The organism is Butyrivibrio sp. WCD3002 (genome assembly GCF_000424265.1).
GTDB lineage: Bacteria > Bacillota > Clostridia > Lachnospirales > Lachnospiraceae > Butyrivibrio.
On the sequence record NZ_AUJO01000015.1, the window covers coordinates 73,042 to 92,281 of the forward strand.

The window sequence follows — 19,240 nt, forward strand, 5'->3', positions numbered from 1 at the left end:
CCTTATTTTAAGATATATTCCTTCATATACTTCTCAATTGCATCATGCCAGTCAGCAAACATGAAATCTGATGTAAGCTTAAGCATGTAGTTCTCAAGAATTGAATATGCCGGTCTCGGTGCTGCCTGAGGGTTCTTCTGTGCATACTCTGCACTTGTAACATGATTTACATGTGTGCTCTTACCTGCAATTCTGAATATCTCCTCAGTAAAATCAGCCCAGTTGGTATCGCCTTCGCAGGTACCATGAAAAAGGCCGTAATTCTCAGTCTCAAGAAGGAAATGAATGGCTCTTGCAAGCTCGTAAGTACTTGTAGGTGTTCCAAGCTGATCACATACAACACTAACCTCATCAAGCTTCTCCGAAAGCCCCATCATTGTCTTAACAAAGTTCTTTCCGTCACCGTAGAGCCATGCAGTTCTGATAGTGAAGTATCTGTTGGCAAATTTCTCAACAAACTGCTCACCGGCAAGCTTGGTTATACCATACTTGCTGACAGGGCCGGTCTGATCAAATTCAATATAAGGGCGTGTTCCGTTTCCTGCAAAAACATAATCGGTAGAAACATGCACAAGCTTTGCTCCGACCTCATTGGAAGCTATTGCAAGATTCCTCGGACCAATGGCATTGATTTTATATGCCAGATCCACATCCTTCTCCTGTGCATCAACTGCCGTATATGCAGCACAGTTGATAATAGCGTAGGGCTTAACATCTCTTACAAGTCCGGCAACCTTATCTATATTTGTAATATCAAGCGGAGTAATACCCTTCCCTTCAAATACATCGGTATTTACCAGTTCATATTCTCCGGTCTTACCAAGTTCAAGATTTATGGCTCTTCCTAACTGTCCATTACAGCCTGTGACTATAAGCTTTTTCATAATACACCCTTTCACTTCAAATTATATGGACGACAAAACTGCCGTCCATCATTAGTCAATTATATTATTCTCCAAGACCGCTCTCTATAGCAGCAACAAGAGCATCAAGTGCCTCCTGCTCGTCCGGTCCTTCACATTTAAATTCAAGTTCATCTCCGCATTTAATACAAGCTCCGAGTACGCTCAGTACGCTCTTTGCGTTTGCGGAATTTTGACCATACATAAATGTGATATGCGATTTGTAGTTCATCGCGACTTTACATAAATTTCCCGCAGGGCGCAAATGCAACCCTGTAGGGTTTTTTATAACAACTTTTCTAGTAACCATAGTATAACCTTTATAATCAGAGCATTACATTCTGTATAAGCTCAGCGAGTTTCTTAGCTTCTTCTTCAATAACCTTCTGATCCTTACCCTCGATCATGACACGAACAAGGGGTTCGGTACCTGAGGGTCTGATCAGTACTCTTCCGTCACCTGCAAACTTCATTTCAAGAGCATCTATTGCATCTGCGATTTCAGGATACTCCATATAATGATCCTTCTTATGTGTAGGCACAGTTGCGTTATAAAGTGCCTGAGGCATAACCTCCATAACTGACGCAAGCTGAGAAAGCTTCTTACCTGTTTCCTTCATAACCTTAAGAAGGTGAAGAGCAGAAAGAAGTCCGTCTCCGGTAGTATTATCATCGAGGAAAATGATGTGTCCCGACTGCTCACCGCCAAGGTTTGCACCGATTTCCTTCATTCTCTCAAGAACATATCTGTCGCCCACCTTGGTTTTCTCGATTGTGATGCCTTCGCGCTCACCCATTTTGAAAAATCCAAGGTTACTCATTACTGTAGCAACTACTGTATTCTTTTTGAGCTCTCCGTTATCCTTCATATGCTTTCCGATGATGGCCATAATCTCATCACCGTCAACCATTTTACCATTCTCATCAACAGCCAGGAATCTGTCAGCGTCACCGTCAAAGGCAAGACCGATATCTGCCTTCTCAGTAACCACTCGTCCCATAAGCTCTTCCATATGTGTGGAACCACAGTTAGCATTGATATTTGTTCCATCAGGATTGGTATGGATAGCTATTACCTCTGCGCCTGTCTGTCTCAGGGTTTCAACAGAAGTATATGAGCTGGCCCCCTCTGCACAGTCCATTACAATCTTAAAGCCATCGAGATGAACATCGACGCAGTTAAGATTATGATTTATATATTCCTCTTTAGCATCAGGGCGATTCTTTATCTTACCGATACCTGCTCCTGTAGGCATTTTAACACCTTCCATGTTGTTACGGATAAGCTCTTCTATCTCATCCTCCATGGCATCAGGCAGCTTAAAGCCCTGCCCGTCAAAAAATTTGATACCGTTAAATTCCATGGGATTATGTGATGCAGAAATAACCACACCGGCATCTACCCTGTACTTCTTAGTAAGATATGCAACAGCAGGAGTAGGAAGGACTCCTACATTTACAACATTTGCGCCTACAGAGCATGCGCCTGCCATAAGTGCTGCAGCGAGCATATCACCTGACAATCTTGTATCGCATCCAACCATGATAGTAGGCTTATGCTTATTCTCCTTAGAAAGGACATAAGCACCTGCCTGTCCAAGCTGCATAGCAAGGAGCGGCGTGAGCTCGTCGTTCGCTACACCTCTTACTCCATCTGTACCAAATAATCTAGACATAATTCCTCCAATATTACTCTTCTTTTGTTAATCTGACTGTTACTTCCGCAGAATCATTTGTCGTAACACCTCCGGGCAGTGAAAGTATAACATTTGCACTGTAATCTCCCGAAAGATCCGCTCCCTCCTCATCACTGCCAAGTAGTCCCGAAACATCAATGGTTCCTGTAACCTCTGAGGGTCTTGTTCCTCTTACAGTTGCTTCAAGTCCCTTTATCTTAATACTAAAGCTCTTTGTTTCCTCTTCATCATCAGCTACTATCTCAGCCTCATATCCTTCAGGAACGTTCGTGAGTTCAACCTGTCCAAAGGGTATATCAAGCTCATTTTCAAGAGTAGCTTCGATATGCGCAACAACTGTTGCTATTCCGTTAAAGTCCTCATCTCCAAAGGAAACATTACTGGGCAGATAACCGGAAAGATCAATTGTTGCTTCAAGATTTCCGGTAAGTCCTGTAATATCCAGTGATGCATCCGAAACGGTGATCTCTTCGATCTTATTAAGAACCGACTGTCTTCCTGCAAGAAGCACTGATTCCGGATTAGCCTCAACTTCTCCCGTAGAAGCATATCCATCTGCCGCAACACCTGTAACCTGATAAACAACAGGCACTCTCTTTGTAGCAAGGATAGTTACGTTAACACCGACAGAAGTACTGCTGAGCTTCAGATTATCCTTGGGAATCTCTTCACCGTCAGCATCATAGAGATGTATTTCGGCATTGGTTCCGATATTGGTGGTATAACCTGTCACCTCAACATTAACTGATGCAGTAGCAACACTTCCTACAACTGATTCAGCACCGGTGATTCTGATCTGGTTCTGATCAGTCACAACATCTCCAATTATATACCCATCAGTCAAGCTTCCTGTAGTAGCTGCAGAAAGAGCGATGGTCTTGGATGCACGATTCTCAATATTCAGCAGTACTTTATCACTGCTTCCTGCTATGCTCTGTATCTGATTGCTGTACTTATTGGTAGAGAGCTGAATCTGAACCTCATAAGCTCCGTCCACGCTCTTGGTCTCCTCGAGATCAGCCACAGCCACGATATTATCCCTGTTAAGGGAGTCCACGATAGACCTTGGAGCATAAACAGTAACGGTAGATAAAAGGTCCGTATCATCCAGTATCTCGTACACCTTGTTTTCATCAGTAATGCTGTTGGCATTCCTGAGTTGCACAGATATATTACTGAATCTGACCGAATCTACCGGGTCATTTATATTTGTTACCAGGAACCAAAGTAAAGCGGCAAAAAGCAGCGAAGCAATCTTTAGGCCCCAGTTGGCTGTCAAATTGAACTTCTTCATTTCGCCTTTCCTTTCCCCTTCTTACCCGGCATTATCTTCTTCTTTTTATCTTTTTTACCATCAGATGCTTTATTCTGGATCTGTCTGAGCCTCTCCTTGAGTGCATCGCTGTCAAGAGCCCTCTCAAGCTCACCCATGTAAGCAACACTGATCTTACCTGTTTCCTCGGAAACAATAATTGTAAGAGAGTCTGTTACCTCTGAAACACCGACACCTGCACGATGTCTGGTTCCCAGCTCCTTTCCCAGCTCCATATTATCCGAAAGCGGAAGGTAACATGTCGCTGATGTGATCCTGTCGCCTCTTATGATAACAGCACCATCATGAAGCGGTGTGTTATGTTCAAAGATATTGATAAGCAGCTGACTTGTAACTATACCATCTACATCAATACCTGTTCTCTCATATTCACTAAGTGATGAAAGCTGCTCTATAACGATAAGAGCACCTGTTCTGACCTTCGCCATTTCCACACAGGCTCTTACTATCTCATTTATGGTCTTATCCGAAAATCTGCCTTCCTCTGTTGCTTCTGAAAAATTGAACAGTCCGTGGAAAAAATTTCTCCTTCCGATTCCCTCAAGGGCTTTTCGCAGCTCAGGCTGTAAGATTACAACCATGGCAGTAACTGCAATCCCAAACACATTCCGTACGATCCACAAAATAGTGGTCATATTGAAGGCTGCAGCAATAACGATAAACACAATAATAACTACGACCCCTTTAAGAAGGGACCATAGTCTCGTTGTTTTCGCCCAAACCAAAATATGATAGATCAGGAAAGCAATGATCAACATCTCAATGATGTCGAGCGCTCTCACTGTCGGCATATGCAAGCTTGTCAGATTATTTTCAAGGAAAAATCCTATCTGTTGCATTTAAATTCACTCGCCTCTGTCTCTACCTCTGTAATCACGACTAACACTTGACTGGTTAATCTTCTTTACCTGCGGAGCCGGAGTTGAAACTGATACCTTCGGAACCGCTTTAACATAGTAATAATATTCGTCATCCTCAAACTGGACCTTTTCAATTCTTGTGTAGTCCAGATTAAATGCGAAGAACTGAAGTACAAAAAGAATAAGTACTGCAATTAACGACTTGATTATAACGCCAACAAATGAAATTTCTGTGGTGTAAATCAGGTCTGCAATAAGCAGCGCGATTATATTTGTGATAGCACCAGCAATAATTGCAATTGTCCAGGAATAATCAACTGACATTCTTCTGATAATATAGACAACCGCAAGAGTAAGAGCAAAGCATGCCACGTACATCCACATCTGTTTGTTGGCAAGAAGCTCTGTTATTATAGCCTGAAACTGTGTTGCCTTAGCCTCCATATCAGAAGCCGTAAGAGCTGTCGCATTGCCTGAAAAATATGAGATCATAAATGCAATGATGACTCCGAAGGACATTGAGACTATAGATACCGGTGAACCAAGAAGTCCCAGTGCTATAGGCATTACATAAGGGATACCAATATAAAATGCCATTGGTGTCAACATAACTGCAAGAGTATCCTTCGGTGAAAATCTGAAATACAGAAGAAACATCATAAGGAAAACTATAAGCGCCACTATTGCGCATGGCAGTGACAGCTTATATAAATGTGCAAGTATAAAGCCTGTTGACAACAGAACCATGAAATTTGAAGGCATTATTGAACACAACAAAGAAGCCATCAAAATAATTGGCAGCTTCATAAGACTGGTCTGATATCCTATCTTGTTACCTATCATTGTAAAGGCCAACAGTGCAAGAAAAAACTTCCAGACATACGTTATATAGATTTCAAATTTGATGTAAAAGCTTTTGATATATTCTCGTAATTCAAGTAAAGACGTCATTTTATTATTCCTTTTCGTACATTCTTCCTAATTTTTTCAGGCAACCGTAATATGCCCTCATGCTGCCTCGCATCTTGCGATAACGGATGGAATATATGATGAACGAAATCACTGAATATACAACTACAAGAGCTATGTAGTACACAAGATATTTTTTGGCTGTTGCCATAATGTCTGTATTATATACATCCTGCAGAACATCAGAAAAATGATACATCACATAGGCAGCGACCAGTATCAGATATACAATAGTGGCACTCAAGATTGATTTAAGCACCTGAAATCCAACATAGTCGCTGCGAAAGTATGTATTTATTGCGTTATTCTTTTTCCCCTCATGCTGCTGATACGCAGCCATCCTGGTCATCAGGATCACTCGCTCCTCGTTTAGCATAATCTCCTCACGTTTTCAGGAATTTCATTCCCGACTTAGGATCAGCCGGCTTCTGCTTTTTGGCAATCTCTGCCGCAAGGGCCTGCTGACGCTGTTTTACTGTATCGTTAAGTGCATTGGTAACAGTAGCCTTGCACTTAGCGCAAAGTCTACCGGTCTGAATCCTAGCTCCGCAATTCTCACAGGTAATCTGAATAGGTGAATTCTCAGTAAACATAAGTCTCTCCTCAAGAATCCACTTTTTAAGCTGCTTTGTTGCAACGTCACATTCTTCAGAAATCTGCCTAAGACCACTTCCGGGATTTTCCTGGATATACTTCTTAACCTCCTGGAACTTCTCCTCAATCTCTTTCTTGCAGACATCACATATTACTTCGCCTGCAATATAGTTGAACATCTTACCGCATCTGGCACAATTCTTAATATTACTCATATTAACCTCCTACTGTGGTAAATATATAATTACACAACCTGGCCAATCGCAAGTGTTACAAAATAGATCCGTTCGACGCCCAGCCGGCGGAACTCTTTTGCCACAGCATCGACTGTACTGCCCGTTGTATAAATGTCATCAATAAGGATAATACATTTAAATTTTACATCATTTCTTCTTATATTAAAAGCCTTTTTCAAATTGGAGCGGCGTCCCTGCTGGTCTAAAAGCTTCATGGGGACTGTGTTTCTGGTCCTAATTATTACATTTTCATAAACTGGCACATCACAGCTTTTTCCAATTGCCTTTGCAAGGACTGCAGCCTGATTGTAGCCTCGTTTTCTCATCTTGGCAGCATACATCGGAATAGGAATAATGGCATCCGGTTTTATGTCCTTTATGATATCTCCAAGATATTCTCCGGTCTTTTGTCCATAGAAATCCGCATATTCCCTTCTGCCTGCATATTTGAATCTGTATATAGAGCCCGAAACAGATCTGTATCTGAAAACCGAATAGCCTCTGTCAAAGTAATGGATTGTACTGCTGCAGTCCTGACAAAGCTCTCTGGTTTTGTCCTTGATGGGCTTTCCGCATTTCATACAGGTGATTCTTCCTACAGGCTTTATCTTCTTTTCACAATTCTCATGAATAAGCTTACTCCCGGGCCTCAAAACATCATCACACACCGGGCACCTTCTCGGATACAGCAGCGAAATAACATAATCTGCTGTTTTATTCATTTAGCTTCATCGCCTCCTCTATTCTGCTTTTTAGTCCCGTATATCTTTTAAGCTGCTCCTCATTATCTATCATTTCCTGTACGGTGCTCTCACTTCCAAGCACCACAACACAGCTCTTTGCACGGGTCACCGCAGTATACAAAAGATTTCTGTTAAGCAGCATTCTTGGTCCGCCGAGAAGCGGAAGAATAACTGCCGGGTACTCTGACCCCTGGGACTTATGAATTGTTATGGCGTAGGCAAGCTCCAGCTCATCAAGTTCAGAGAAAGGATATGTTACACACCTTCCCTCATCAAACTCAACCGTCAGCTCGTGCATAGCATTATTTATTTCCTTAACAAATCCCATGTCGCCATTAAAAACTCCCATGCCGCTGTCCGTGGGAATGCCATATCTCCCAAGCACCTCCCACTCAGCCTGATAGTTATTCTTTATCTGCATCACCTTGTCGCCTTCCCTGAAAAGGCGCTCTCCATAGGTGTACTCCCGCTTTTTATCATCTACGGGATTAAGGTATTTCTGTAAAACAACATTCAGCGTTTCCGCACCAAGAGGTCCTCTCTTCATTGGCGTCAGCACCTGAATGTCACCGCTTTTTGAATTCACATAGCCGGGAAGCTTTTTCTGTATCAGCTCAAGCATATGCTTGTAAATTACATCAACGTTATCTCTTCTTAGGAAAAAGAAATCCTTACTCTTATTGTCCATTGTTATATGCTCGCCGCGCTTAATGTGGTGAGCATTCATAACAATATCACTCTCCTTGGCCTGTCTGAAAATCTTCTGGAGTATAAGCGTAGGAAAAGCTCCCGTTACAATAATATCCGACAAAACCTGTCCCGGACCAACACTTGGAAGCTGAGAGCTGTCACCCACAAGGATAAGATGTGTTCCCGGGATAACCGCCTTTAGCAGGGCATTGAAAAGATGCATGTCTACCATAGACATCTCATCGATTATGATTGCATCTGCTTCGAGAGGATTATCGGAATTTTTCTCAAAATGAATTCTTTCTCTTCCCTTTTCTCCGTTATCATCCGAAACCGGCATTCCGCCAACACCAAGAAGTCTGTGTATGGTCTGAGCTTCATATCCCGTTGCTTCCGTCATACGCTTCGCTGCTCTTCCCGTAGGCGCAGCAAGAAGGATATCCATCTGTTCCTGGGCATAGTACTGAATTATGGTGTTTATCGTCGTGGTTTTTCCTGTTCCGGGTCCTCCTGTTATTATCACGACACCATTTTTAGCACTGGCCATAACAGCTTCCCGCTGAAGATCATCCAGTTCAATTCCTCTGTCCTTCTCGATGGATTTTATCCTGTTAAGCAGCGATTCATCATCTGTTCTTACTTCATCGGACAGATTAAGATTTAAGCCCGAGAGCATGGCAGCTATTGACTGCTCCTCATAGTAATACGTCGACGAATACACCGCATCATCACGTAATATAAGCTTTCTCTCGATCATAAGGTTATCGATCTGAGTATCGATTGCAGTCTCTTCAACCTTTAAAAGCTCACTGCTTTTACTAAGAAGAATCTTCCTCGGAAGATAACTGTTTCCGTCAGATGCTGCTTCAAGAAGTGTATAAAGAATTCCGCTCCTTATACGATAATCCGAGTCAACGCTGATCCCCACTCTTGAAGCAATCTCATCCGCTGTCTTAAATCCAACGCCCTCGATGTCATCTGCCAGTCTGTAGGGATTTTCCTTCATGATCCTGTAGACCTGATTGCCGTATTTATCAAATATTTTCACTGACAAAGTGTTGGATATGCCATAGCCTGCAAGAAAAACCATGGCTTCACGCATATCTCTTTTATCCGCCAGCTGTATCGCTATATCTCTGGCCTTCCGTTCACTGATACCTTTTATCTCGGCAAGTCTCTCAGGCTCATCCTCTATTATTCTGAAGGTGTCGGCCCCGAACTTTTTTACTATGCGCCTTGCCATGGTCTCGCCGATACCCTTTATTGCTCCTGATCCCAGGTATCTCTCTATGGACTCCGCATCATCCGGTACCGAAACCTCATAGGAGCTTACCTTTATCTGTTCTCCATACACAGGATGCTCTATGAGCTCACCCTCTATCTCGAGAGTATCACCGGTATCCACATCAATAAATGTGCCTACGCAGGTGATTTCCTCGCTGTCAGAAACAAAGACCATTACCCCATAGCCATTCTCACTGTTCCTGTATATAAAATGATCTATATATCCTTTTATTTTTTCCATACTTTCTTCCCTGAAATGTTTAAAACGTAAAAAGGCTGCCATTTTTTCAAAACATGGCAGCCCTTGGATTATTTTTGTAATGAATTATAAATCGTAATTCCTCTTCATATTCTCATACAACATCTGCGCAAGGCCCGTACTCTGCTTGTCCGACTGTAACGAGGACACCTCCTGGATGGTCACATCCTTAAAGTAATCGACCAGTGTACCCATGGAACCGGATTCATCCTTACTGAATACCTTCGCAGTTTTCTCATACCCTTTATAAATCTGCTCCATAAAATATGCTTCAAACTGCTTGCAGGCATCCATAAGTTCCTTATCAGCCTGTGCTTTGTCGTCTTCGGTCTTAATCGTTCTGATTCTTGAAGCCGCTGAATTAACCTTATCGACCTGCGCCTGACCGCTGGCATATTGCGATATTCCTGACAGATTCATTGAATTCATATCTAATGCCATATCGTCATCCCCTTAGATTATCTCTTGAGCTGGTTAGCTGTCTGCATCATCTCGTTGGTGGTTGTGATTGCTGTTGAATTCATTTCGTAAGCTCTCTGTGCAACAATAAGGTTAACCATCTCTGTTGCAACATTTACATTCGATCCCTCAAGGTATCCCTGTACAATAACACTTCTTCTGATACCCTGTGTGGTTGCCTCGGGAAGAGGCTCACCGCTAGCAGGTGTAACTGAAAAGCTTGTATCGCCTGTTCTCTCAAGACCTTCTGCATTGCGGAACTGGAAAAGTGCAATCTGTCCAACATCCACACGCTCCTGGTTGGCATCAAGATAATACAAAGCACCTTCCTGATCACAGGTAATATCGGTTGCTTTTACTGTCTCATCGGTTACAACGATGGGACCACCGTCTATTCCAAGAACCGGATTACCTTCAGAGGTTGTAAGCTCCAGTGTATTCTGCTCTGTAAGAGCCCAAACGAAATTACCGTTTCTGGTATATCTCGTATTTGCTTCATTGATTTCCTGAGCATCTACGGAATATGCAAAAAATCCATCGCCCTGAATAGCAAATGCAGAGCTTGAATCATTATCCTGCAAACTGCCCTGTGTAAAAAATGAATTGATAGATGATACTCTGACACCAAGACCCACATCGGAATTTACAGGAGATCCGGTGTTCTGAACGGTCTTTGTCTTAAGCTCCTGGTAAAGAAGTGACTTGAATTTTGCACTCTGCGCCTTGTATCCGGCTGAGTTAACATTGGCCAGATTGTTGGCTATAGTATCAACATTTGTCTGCTGCGCATTCATACCTGATGCAGCTGTCCATAAGCTTCTTACCATATCGTTGCCTCCTAGTTCGTGTATACCCTCAAAAAAAACACGCACCTTACCATTTATTATTTCGTCACATTATTCTGAAATCTTTAGTCTTATCCACTAATTTTTCCAAGCTGTGTAACGGCAATGTTAAGGGTATCATCTTCAGCCTGCATTACCTTGGAATTAGTCTCGTAATTCCTCTGTATAGATATAATGCTGACCATCTCGTCAACAACGCTTATATTCGATTTTTCCAAAAATCCCTGATTAACGGTAGCATTAGCCTCGGCTGCTGTGAGACTCACTACCTGGGCCGGCCCATCACCTATAATAAAGGCATTGTCCTGATATCTCTGTAAAAACTGCGGATTATCAAACCTTGCCACCTGAATGGTTGTAATAGTATTTCCATTCTGAGAAATACTGCCATCCTGTAAAATTGTTGTCTCTTGTGTCGGATCGACCTGAATGGGATTGTTGTTGACATCCAGGACATAGTTCCCCTCACTGGTGACCAAAAAGCCATCCTGTGTAAGGGTGAACGTACCGTCTCTGGTATATTTGATAAGTGCTTCTCCCTGTGTAAAGTCAGATGTATAGGAAGTAGCAAAAAAAGCATTTCCTCCGGCTCCCATATTATCATTTACGTCAGCCGAATTCTTGTCAGGAAGATTATTATTGATCGCCAGGTCAAAGGTATTACCTGTAGATTCAAGACCTCCCTGCTCGAAGTTAGTATATGATCCCGCAAGCTTAACTCCGGGATTTATGAGGCCGAGTCTTCGTGCGGTCCAGGGCGCATCAGTATAGTCCTTGATCTTAAGTCCTAAAAGATCACGGAAAGATCTACTGACTGAGCGTTCCTCCTTGAAACCTGTAGAATTCGCATTTGCAAGGTTGTTCGTCTGTATGTCCATGCGATTCTGCTCGTTAACCATACCTGTATACGCCGTGTACAGCCCTTTTACCATATACTCTTACCCCTATTAAATTATTTTTTGCCCTGAGACAGACTAAGGAAGTTACGCCTCGTTTCACTCAGCGTAACACGTTCGAACCAGGCTCAACAATACTTCGCCAGGTTCTCTCAGCTGCCAGAACAAGCTTCACACTAAGCTCGTAAGGACCTCGCTAAGTGTTCAGCTTTCGCGATAGCCAGCCAAAAACTCAACATATCTGCCGGTGCCGATGGCAACTGCAGTCATGGGATCCTCAGCGGTTACAGTGTTGATACCTGTCTTGGAAGCGATAAGGTCATCAAGTCCTCTAAGAAGACTTCCGCCACCTGTAAGCACGATACCTCTATCTGCAATATCAGCAGCAAGTTCCGGAGGAGTCTTCTCCAGAACGCTGTGAATAGCTTCTACAATCTGAGCTGTTGTCTCTCTGAGAGCTTCCTCTGTCTCTTCTGAGGATACCTTTACAGTCTTGGGAAGACCTGTTACAAGGTTACGTCCTCTTACATCAAGATAATCAGCCTCTGCTCTGGGATAAGCTGCACCAATCTTAATCTTGATATCCTCGGCAGTTCTTTCACCGATAAGAAGATTGTGCTTCTTACGCATATAACGAACAATAGCTTCATCAAAATCATCACCGGCGATCTTAACAGAAGTACTTACAACGGTTCCGCCAAGTGAAATAACAGCGATATCTGATGTACCGCCACCTATATCTACGATCATATTTCCGCAGGGCTTTGTGATATCGATGCCGGCACCGATTGCTGCTGCAATAGGCTCCTCGATGATACGAACATCTCTGGCACCTGCCATAAGAGTAGCATCCTCAACCGCCTTACGCTCTACTTCTGTAACACCACTGGGAACACAAACAGCTATAAGGGGTTTTCTGAATGTTCTGTGTCCGATTGCCTTTGTGATGAAATACTTCATCATCTGCTCTGTTACTTTATAATCTGAAATAACGCCCTGTCTGAGCGGTCTAACTGCAACTATATTACCGGGTGTACGACCAAGCATAAGTCTTGCGTCTTCGCCGATAGCCTTAATCTTCTCAGTATCTCTGTCATAAGCTACAACTGAGGGCTCTTTAAGCACAACACCCTTTCCACGGATATATACAAGAATGCTGGCTGTTCCTAAATCGATTCCTATATCTGTATACTGCATTTACTCTATTACCCCTTTCTAAAGGTCAAAAGCGCATATTCGCTCACATTAACTGTCATCAAACCATAATTCAATGCAATTATAAACCAAAGGGCAATATTTTAAAATACTAAACACAAAAAAATCATATTAAGGCTATATTTAATCATATAGAGTATCGGCAGCTCTTTATGTATTCTTTACACTATTTATGATATTATTTTAATCTTTTTCCAGCATTCTCTTAATATATGCACCGGTGTAGGATTCCTTGCACTTTGCAACCTTCTCGGGAGTTCCGCAGGTAACCACGGTGCCTCCGCCGGATCCGCCTTCAGGTCCCATATCGATGATGTAATCACCTGTCTTTATAACATCCAGGTTGTGTTCGATGACAACCACTGTGTTGCCTGCATCGACAAGATCGTGAAGAATCTTTACCAGCTTCTGCACATCCGCAAAATGAAGTCCTGTTGTAGGCTCATCGAGAATGTATATGGTCTTACCTGTGCTGGCCCTTGAAAGCTCTGTGGCAAGCTTGATTCTCTGGGCCTCACCTCCGGACAGCTCTGTTGAGGGCTGACCAAGCTTAACATATCCCAGTCCCACATCATAAAGAGTTTTTATCTTGCGCTTGATGGTCTTTATGTTTTCAAAGAAAGGAAGAGCCTCTTCAACTGTCATATCAAGAACATCATAGATGCTCTTGCCCTTATACTTAACTTCAAGAGTTTCACGATTATACCTCTTTCCTCCGCAGACCTCGCAGGGCACATAAACATCAGGAAGGAAATGCATCTCAATCTTGATGATTCCGTCACCGCCGCAGGCTTCGCAGCGTCCGCCCTTAACATTGAAAGAGAATCTGCCCTTCTTATAGCCCCTTGCCTTGGCATCCGGAGTCCCGGCAAAAAGGTCCCTTATCATATCAAATACGCCGGTATAGGTGGCAGGGTTTGATCTCGGTGTCCTTCCAATAGGAGACTGATCAATCGCGATTACCTTATCAAGCTGATCTATTCCTTCGATGCCCTTATGCTTACCGGGAATGCATCTTGCCCTGTTAAGATCCCTTTCGAGATGCTTATACAAAATCTCATTTACAAGAGAGCTCTTACCGGATCCGGAGACACCGGTAACTATGGTAAGCACTCCCAGTGGGAACTTCACATCGATATTCTTAAGGTTGTTCTCCTGGGCGCCTTTTACATTAAGCCAGCCTGTAGGCTTCCTCCTGCGATCAGGAACCGCTATCTTAAGATTACCGGAGAGATACTTACCTGTTATGGACTCCGGAACCTTCATGATATCCTCCGCAGTACCAACAGCAACAATCTCTCCTCCATGGGAGCCTGCTCCGGGGCCCACATCAACGATATAGTCCGCAGCCCACATGGTATCTTCATCATGCTCAACCACAATAAGAGTGTTTCCAAGGTCCCTCAGATTTTTTAATGTATTAAGAAGCTTGTCGTTATCTCTCTGATGAAGGCCGATACTGGGCTCATCAAGAATGTAGCATACTCCGCAAAGTCCCGAACCGATCTGAGTTGCAAGACGAATTCTCTGGGCCTCTCCACCTGATAACGTTCCTGTAGCTCTTGAAAGCGACAAATAATCAAGACCCACATCTATAAGGAAGCCAACTCGTGCTCTTATCTCTTTAAGAACCTGAGCACCGATCAGCTCCTGCTGCTTTGTAAGAGATAAATTCTGAAGATAATCGCTGAGCTCACCTATGGACATTGAGGTAATCTCAAAGATATTTTTATCATCTATGGTAACCGCAAGAGATTCAGGCTTAAGCCTCTGGCCCTTACAAACAGCGCAGGGTGTTATACGCATATACTGCTCATACTCAGCCTTTTGCTGCTCGGAATAGGTCTCGCGGTACCTCTGCTCAACATTCTTAACGAGTCCGTCGAAGGTAATGGGATATTTGCCCTCACCCCTTTGACCCTTATATTCAACTGTAACCTCTCTGTCGGCACCGTTAATCAGCATATCCTGAACCTTGGCAGGAAGCTTTTCAAAGGGCGTATCCAGCTTAAACTTATATTCATTAGCCAGAGCCCTAAGGATCGCGTTTGTAAAGCTGCCCTCCTTAGCAGAGGATGCCCAGCCGGTTACCTGAAAGCAGCCTTCATTAATAGAAAGACTCTTATCGGGAATCATAAGGTCAGCATCAAATTCCATCTTATAGCCAAGACCGGTACACTCGGGGCAGGCACCAAAGGGATTATTGAAGGAAAAGCTTCTGGGTGCTATCTCCGGAATACTGATTCCGCAATCAGGGCATGCAAAGTTCTGGCTAAAGCTCATGGTCTTGCCATCAATAACATCAACATCAAGAAGTCCCTCTGCAAGATTTAAGGCACTCTCGATTGAATCAGTAAGACGCCCTCTCATCTCATCGGGGTTATCCCTTATGATAAGTCTGTCCACAATTATCTCAATGCTGTGCTTAATGTTTTTATCAAGCTTTATCTCTTCCGACAGGTCGTACTGGCTGCCATCCACACGCACACGCACAAAGCCGGCACGCTTTGCTCTGTCAAATACCTTGGCGTGCTCACCCTTCCTGCCCCGGACAACCGGTGCAAGAACCTGGAACTTGGTTCCTTCAGGCAGAGAGAGAATCTGATCAGCCATCTCATCAACGGTCTGCCTTCTGATCTCACGACCGCAGTTAGGACAATGGGGTACACCTATACGGGCATATAAAAGTCTGAAGTGGTCGTAAATCTCTGTCACTGTTCCGACAGTAGATCTTGGGTTCCTGTTTGTGGATTTCTGATCAATGGAAATCGTAGGAGAGAGTCCGTCAATTTTCTCAACATCCGGCTTATCCATCTGTCCAAGGAACATTCTTGCGTAGGAGGAAAGTGACTCCATGTACCTTCTCTGTCCTTCAGCAAAAATGGTATCAAAGGCAAGGGATGACTTTCCCGAGCCTGAAAGTCCTGTAAAAACAGTAAGGGTCTCTCTTGGAATATTTACATCTATATGCTTCAGATTGTGCTCATTTGCGCCTCTCACCCTTATATAGTCGTGGATATCCGTAGGTAAAATACGCTTAGCAGCTGTATTAACTTTTGTCATTTGTGAATTATCTTCTCTCATAATTCTCCTTATGGCATTTTCTTGTGCCTGAAAATACTGCAGGTTCCAATGTGGCGTTACTTACCGCCTGTAAGTTCAAGTAAATTTTTCTTAAGATCTATCATTTGGTCACGGAGCATAGCGGCAGATTCAAAGTCAAGCTCCGCTGCTGCCTTCTTCATCTTCTTCTGAACCTCTCCGATCAGCTTCTCAAGCTCATCTCTGTTCATGGATTCAGGATCCTTCTCAAACTGGACTTCCTGTTTTGCAACAGCTTTACTGATACTGATAAGGTCTCTTACTGCCTTCTTGATTGTCTGAGGCGTAATTCCATGCTCATCATTGTACTGCTGCTGAATCTTCCTCCTGCGCTCTGTGATCTCTATGGCATTCTTCATGGAATCCGTCATATTGTCCGCATACATTATTACACGTCCCTCGGCGTTTCTCGCAGCTCGTCCGATGGTCTGAATAAGTGATGTCTCGGAACGAAGGAAGCCCTCCTTATCCGCATCGATTATGGCAACCAGTGAAATCTCCGGAATATCCAGCCCCTCTCTAAGAAGGTTGATTCCCACAAGCACGTCGAAGACATCAAGTCTCATATCCCTGATGATCTCAGCTCTCTGGAGAGTATCGATATCGGAGTGCATGTATTTTACTCTGATGCCTGTCTCTGCAAGATATTCCGTAAGGTCCTCCGCCATCTTCTTGGTAAGAGTGGTGATAAGAACCTTGTTCTTTTTATCAGTCTCTTTGTTAATCTCCGTAATAAGGTCATCAATCTGACCCTCCACAGGTCTTACGGAAATCTCAGGATCAAGCAGTCCCGTAGGTCTTATAATCTGCTCAGCCCTTAGCAGCTCGTGCTCCTCCTCGTAGGGTCCCGGAGTAGCTGAACAAAACAGCATCTGATCTATACGCGACTCGAACTCTTCAAAGTTAAGAGGTCTGTTATCCAGGGCTGATGGCAGTCTGAAGCCATAGTCCACCAGCGTATTCTTACGAGATCTGTCTCCATGGAACATGGCACCTATCTGCGGAATCGTCATATGGGACTCATCCACTATAATAAGAAACTCTCCGTTAAAGAAATCCATCAGTGTAAGGGGCGTTGCACCGGGCTCCATAAAATTAAGATGTCTTGAATAGTTCTCAATACCGGAGCAGAATCCTGTCTCCCTTAGCATCTCCACATCAAAATTAGTCCGCTCCGCGATGCGCTGAGCCTCTATAAGCTTATCCTCGCTCTTGAAAAATCTGACCCGTTCCTCAAGCTCCGCTTCAATATTCTTGCATGCAAGATTGATCTTTTCCTGGGGCACAACGTAATGTGATGCAGGATAAATCATCACGTGGGACAGCTCTTTTCTTACCACTCCGGTAACAGGCTCAATCTCACAAATCCTGTCTATCTCATCTCCAAAAAGCTCTATCCTTATAAGATAATCATCGGCCTGGGCGGGGAAAACCTCTATGGTGTCACCGCGAACCCTGAAATTACATCTGTTTATATCAAGATCGTTCCTGTCATACTGAATAGCCACAAGGTCTCTGATGATATCATCTCTGCTCTTCTCCATACCCGGCCTTAAAGAAATAGACATGCCCTTAAATTCCTCCGGGCTTCCCAGACCATATATACACGAAACACTGGCCACAACTATGACATCCTTCCTCTCTGTAAGGGATGCTGTTGCTGAAAGTCTGAGCTTATCAATCTCATCATTTATTGAAGAGTCCTTTGCTATATATGTATCCGTCTGCGGCACATAGGCTTCAGGCTGATAATAATCATAGTAAGAAACAAAGTACTCAACAGCGTTTTCAGGGAAAAATTCCTTGAACTCACCGTAGAGCTGTCCTGCCAGAGTCTTGTTATGACTGATGACAAGCGTAGGCTTATTAAGTGCCTGTATTACATTCGCCATGGCAAAGGTTTTACCCGAACCGGTAACACCCTGCAGAGTCTCAAATTGATTTCCGTTTTTAAAACCATCTACCAGCGCCTTAATTGCCTGGGGCTGATCACCTGTAGGCTTATAATCTGAACGTAATTTAAAATCCATGATTGTCCTCAATCCTTTATAAAATCAAGAATGATACACTATTTCTAGTTTAACACTCTTTATAGTGTCTGTCTATAAAATTCAGAACATCTGTTCGCGCGTCAGTTCTATCGTATCATAGGTCTTAACTATATCTATGAAGTAGGAAGAATCATCAGGCCTCTCCTTTTTCTCGCAGTTTTTTCCGCAAAAAACATAAAGGCTTTCTTCCATTATCTCATTGTTCCATATATACCGCCCAAGAAGCACACTGATAATTCCATATATCACACTGATTTTCCCCATAAAAAACATAAGGATAAATAGTACCGATAAAACAAATAACGTAAAGCCCATCATCAGTCCTGCCACAAAGAAATGCTTCCTTTTTAAACCCTTTTTCCGGCACGTAAGTAGCGCCTCCCTGACCTCTCTACAGCCTGAATACCTGGCGCCTTTCCTAGCGGCAGTGCACCTGTCTATGACTTTCATCAGCTCGTCAGCAAGAAATACATCCTTCCTGCTTTTTTTAAAAACCGCATCCAGCGTTCTGCCAAGAAGATAAATATCAGTCTGGATACTCTCGCATATCAGTCCTCCATATTGTTCAGGGGCTGCATACCCCTTTGTTCCCGCGCCGTACCCTGTGTCTATAGCACCGGCCCTGTAATTACCGGGAATTCTTGCCGTTCCAAAATCAATAAGAAAAATTCCGCCGGACTCACTTCTAATTATGTTAGAAGGCTTTAGATCAAGATAAAGTACCGAGGGCTCTCCCTCGTGAAGACCGCAAAGAATATCGCACAGGGCTGTCCCCAGCTCTATACACTGCCTTGCCCCAAGTTCATTTTTACCAAAGGTTCTGCCCCTGACATATTCCATTACATAGAAGGAATCGCCTTTTCCCAGGAGCCTTGGTATACCTTTAACCCCCTTGCGGTTAAGCATATCCAGAACACGCATCTCAGCATCAAGCTCTCTTTTTGCCTCGGTCATGTCCTTTCCCTGCTCTGAACTCTTAAGCATTTTTACTGCAACCATGCTACCATCCGCTTCACTCCATGCAGAAAAAACCTTACTCATTCCGCCGCTTCCTATACACTGTCCGGTTATGAAGTTTTCACCACTGTAAGTTGTAATTCTCATT

17 protein-coding genes are annotated in these 19,240 nt (G+C 43.5%); all 17 read right to left on the reverse strand.

Going from position 1 to position 19,240, the window contains the following annotated elements; genetic code table 11:
* Positions 1–2 precede the first annotated feature (2 nt).
* Positions 3–884, reverse strand: a complete 882-nt coding sequence (gene rfbD, locus G608_RS0113090) for a dTDP-4-dehydrorhamnose reductase (protein ID WP_026496414.1) — start codon at positions 882–884, stop codon at positions 3–5.
* A gap of 64 nt (positions 885–948) precedes the next feature.
* Complete coding sequence (locus G608_RS0113095) at positions 949–1,212, reverse strand: HPr family phosphocarrier protein (protein WP_026496415.1); 264 nt, start codon at positions 1,210–1,212, stop codon at positions 949–951.
* Positions 1,213–1,228: 16 nt separating this feature from the next.
* On the reverse strand, positions 1,229–2,578 hold the full coding sequence (gene glmM / locus G608_RS0113100) for a phosphoglucosamine mutase (RefSeq protein ID WP_026496416.1): 1,350 nt from the start codon (positions 2,576–2,578) through the stop codon (positions 1,229–1,231).
* Between the two features lie 13 nt (positions 2,579–2,591).
* Positions 2,592–3,893, reverse strand: a complete 1,302-nt coding sequence (locus G608_RS21175; protein ID WP_035795609.1) for a CdaR family protein — start codon at positions 3,891–3,893, stop codon at positions 2,592–2,594.
* Entirely contained in the window at positions 3,890–4,771 is an 882-nt protein-coding gene (cdaA, locus tag G608_RS0113110; protein WP_026496417.1) for a diadenylate cyclase CdaA, read from the reverse strand. The genes G608_RS21175 and cdaA overlap by 4 nt, the downstream gene beginning before the upstream one ends.
* A 6-nt stretch (positions 4,772–4,777) precedes the next feature.
* Positions 4,778–5,743: a hypothetical protein gene (locus tag G608_RS21180; protein WP_035795612.1), complete on the reverse strand. Its 966-nt coding sequence runs from the start codon at positions 5,741–5,743 to the stop codon at positions 4,778–4,780.
* A gap of 4 nt (positions 5,744–5,747) precedes the next feature.
* On the reverse strand, positions 5,748–6,137 hold the full coding sequence (locus G608_RS0113120; protein ID WP_026496418.1) for a hypothetical protein: 390 nt from the start codon (positions 6,135–6,137) through the stop codon (positions 5,748–5,750).
* Positions 6,138–6,144: 7 nt separating this feature from the next.
* Positions 6,145–6,570 (reverse strand): flagellar protein, encoded by a 426-nt coding sequence (locus tag G608_RS0113125; protein ID WP_026496419.1) that lies wholly within the window; start codon positions 6,568–6,570, stop codon positions 6,145–6,147.
* 29 nt (positions 6,571–6,599) lie between these two features.
* On the reverse strand, positions 6,600–7,313 hold the full coding sequence (locus tag G608_RS0113130) for a ComF family protein (protein WP_026496420.1): 714 nt from the start codon (positions 7,311–7,313) through the stop codon (positions 6,600–6,602).
* Entirely contained in the window at positions 7,306–9,549 is a 2,244-nt protein-coding gene (recD2, locus tag G608_RS0113135; protein WP_026496421.1) for an SF1B family DNA helicase RecD2, read from the reverse strand. The genes G608_RS0113130 and recD2 overlap by 8 nt, the downstream gene beginning before the upstream one ends.
* A gap of 84 nt (positions 9,550–9,633) precedes the next feature.
* Positions 9,634–10,008 carry a hypothetical protein gene (locus tag G608_RS0113140; protein ID WP_026496422.1) on the reverse strand — a complete coding sequence of 125 codons (375 nt, stop codon included), beginning with the start codon at positions 10,006–10,008 and terminating at the stop codon, positions 9,634–9,636.
* A gap of 17 nt (positions 10,009–10,025) precedes the next feature.
* A complete protein-coding gene (locus tag G608_RS0113145) occupies positions 10,026–10,853 on the reverse strand; it encodes a flagellar hook-basal body protein (RefSeq protein WP_026496423.1) in 828 nt (275 codons plus the stop codon).
* 89 nt (positions 10,854–10,942) lie between these two features.
* On the reverse strand, positions 10,943–11,803 hold the full coding sequence (locus G608_RS0113150) for a flagellar hook-basal body protein (protein ID WP_026496424.1): 861 nt from the start codon (positions 11,801–11,803) through the stop codon (positions 10,943–10,945).
* A gap of 168 nt (positions 11,804–11,971) precedes the next feature.
* Positions 11,972–12,964, reverse strand: a complete 993-nt coding sequence (locus G608_RS0113155) for a rod shape-determining protein (protein ID WP_026496425.1) — start codon at positions 12,962–12,964, stop codon at positions 11,972–11,974.
* A 201-nt stretch (positions 12,965–13,165) separates the two neighbouring features.
* A complete protein-coding gene (gene uvrA / locus G608_RS0113160) occupies positions 13,166–16,045 on the reverse strand; it encodes an excinuclease ABC subunit UvrA (protein WP_051209328.1) in 2,880 nt (959 codons plus the stop codon).
* Between the two features lie 77 nt (positions 16,046–16,122).
* A complete protein-coding gene (gene uvrB, locus G608_RS0113165) occupies positions 16,123–18,114 on the reverse strand; it encodes an excinuclease ABC subunit UvrB (RefSeq protein WP_026496427.1) in 1,992 nt (663 codons plus the stop codon).
* 81 nt (positions 18,115–18,195) lie between these two features.
* Positions 18,196–19,239, reverse strand: a complete 1,044-nt coding sequence (locus tag G608_RS0113170) for a serine/threonine protein kinase (protein WP_035795615.1) — start codon at positions 19,237–19,239, stop codon at positions 18,196–18,198.
* Position 19,240: the final 1 nt, after the last annotated feature.

What these genes read in the sequence shown, in the direction of transcription:
- rfbD (WP_026496414.1), bottom strand. Translation starts at nt 884, where the DNA reads ATGAAAAAGCTTATAGTCACAGGCTGTAATGGACAGTTAGGAAGAGCC.
- G608_RS0113095 (WP_026496415.1), bottom strand. Translation starts at nt 1,212, where the DNA reads ATGGTTACTAGAAAAGTTGTTATAAAAAACCCTACAGGGTTGCATTTG.
- glmM (WP_026496416.1), bottom strand. Translation starts at nt 2,578, where the DNA reads ATGTCTAGATTATTTGGTACAGATGGAGTAAGAGGTGTAGCGAACGAC.
- G608_RS21175 (WP_035795609.1), bottom strand. Translation starts at nt 3,893, where the DNA reads ATGAAGAAGTTCAATTTGACAGCCAACTGGGGCCTAAAGATTGCTTCG.
- cdaA (WP_026496417.1), bottom strand. Translation starts at nt 4,771, where the DNA reads ATGCAACAGATAGGATTTTTCCTTGAAAATAATCTGACAAGCTTGCAT.
- G608_RS21180 (WP_035795612.1), bottom strand. Translation starts at nt 5,743, where the DNA reads ATGACGTCTTTACTTGAATTACGAGAATATATCAAAAGCTTTTACATC.
- G608_RS0113120 (WP_026496418.1), bottom strand. Translation starts at nt 6,137, where the DNA reads ATGCTAAACGAGGAGCGAGTGATCCTGATGACCAGGATGGCTGCGTAT.
- G608_RS0113125 (WP_026496419.1), bottom strand. Translation starts at nt 6,570, where the DNA reads ATGAGTAATATTAAGAATTGTGCCAGATGCGGTAAGATGTTCAACTAT.
- G608_RS0113130 (WP_026496420.1), bottom strand. Translation starts at nt 7,313, where the DNA reads ATGAATAAAACAGCAGATTATGTTATTTCGCTGCTGTATCCGAGAAGG.
- recD2 (WP_026496421.1), bottom strand. Translation starts at nt 9,549, where the DNA reads ATGGAAAAAATAAAAGGATATATAGATCATTTTATATACAGGAACAGT.
- G608_RS0113140 (WP_026496422.1), bottom strand. Translation starts at nt 10,008, where the DNA reads ATGGCATTAGATATGAATTCAATGAATCTGTCAGGAATATCGCAATAT.
- G608_RS0113145 (WP_026496423.1), bottom strand. Translation starts at nt 10,853, where the DNA reads ATGGTAAGAAGCTTATGGACAGCTGCATCAGGTATGAATGCGCAGCAG.
- G608_RS0113150 (WP_026496424.1), bottom strand. Translation starts at nt 11,803, where the DNA reads ATGGTAAAAGGGCTGTACACGGCGTATACAGGTATGGTTAACGAGCAG.
- G608_RS0113155 (WP_026496425.1), bottom strand. Translation starts at nt 12,964, where the DNA reads ATGCAGTATACAGATATAGGAATCGATTTAGGAACAGCCAGCATTCTT.
- uvrA (WP_051209328.1), bottom strand. Translation starts at nt 16,045, where the DNA reads ATGACAAAAGTTAATACAGCTGCTAAGCGTATTTTACCTACGGATATC.
- uvrB (WP_026496427.1), bottom strand. Translation starts at nt 18,114, where the DNA reads ATGGATTTTAAATTACGTTCAGATTATAAGCCTACAGGTGATCAGCCC.
- G608_RS0113170 (WP_035795615.1), bottom strand. Translation starts at nt 19,239, where the DNA reads ATGAGAATTACAACTTACAGTGGTGAAAACTTCATAACCGGACAGTGT.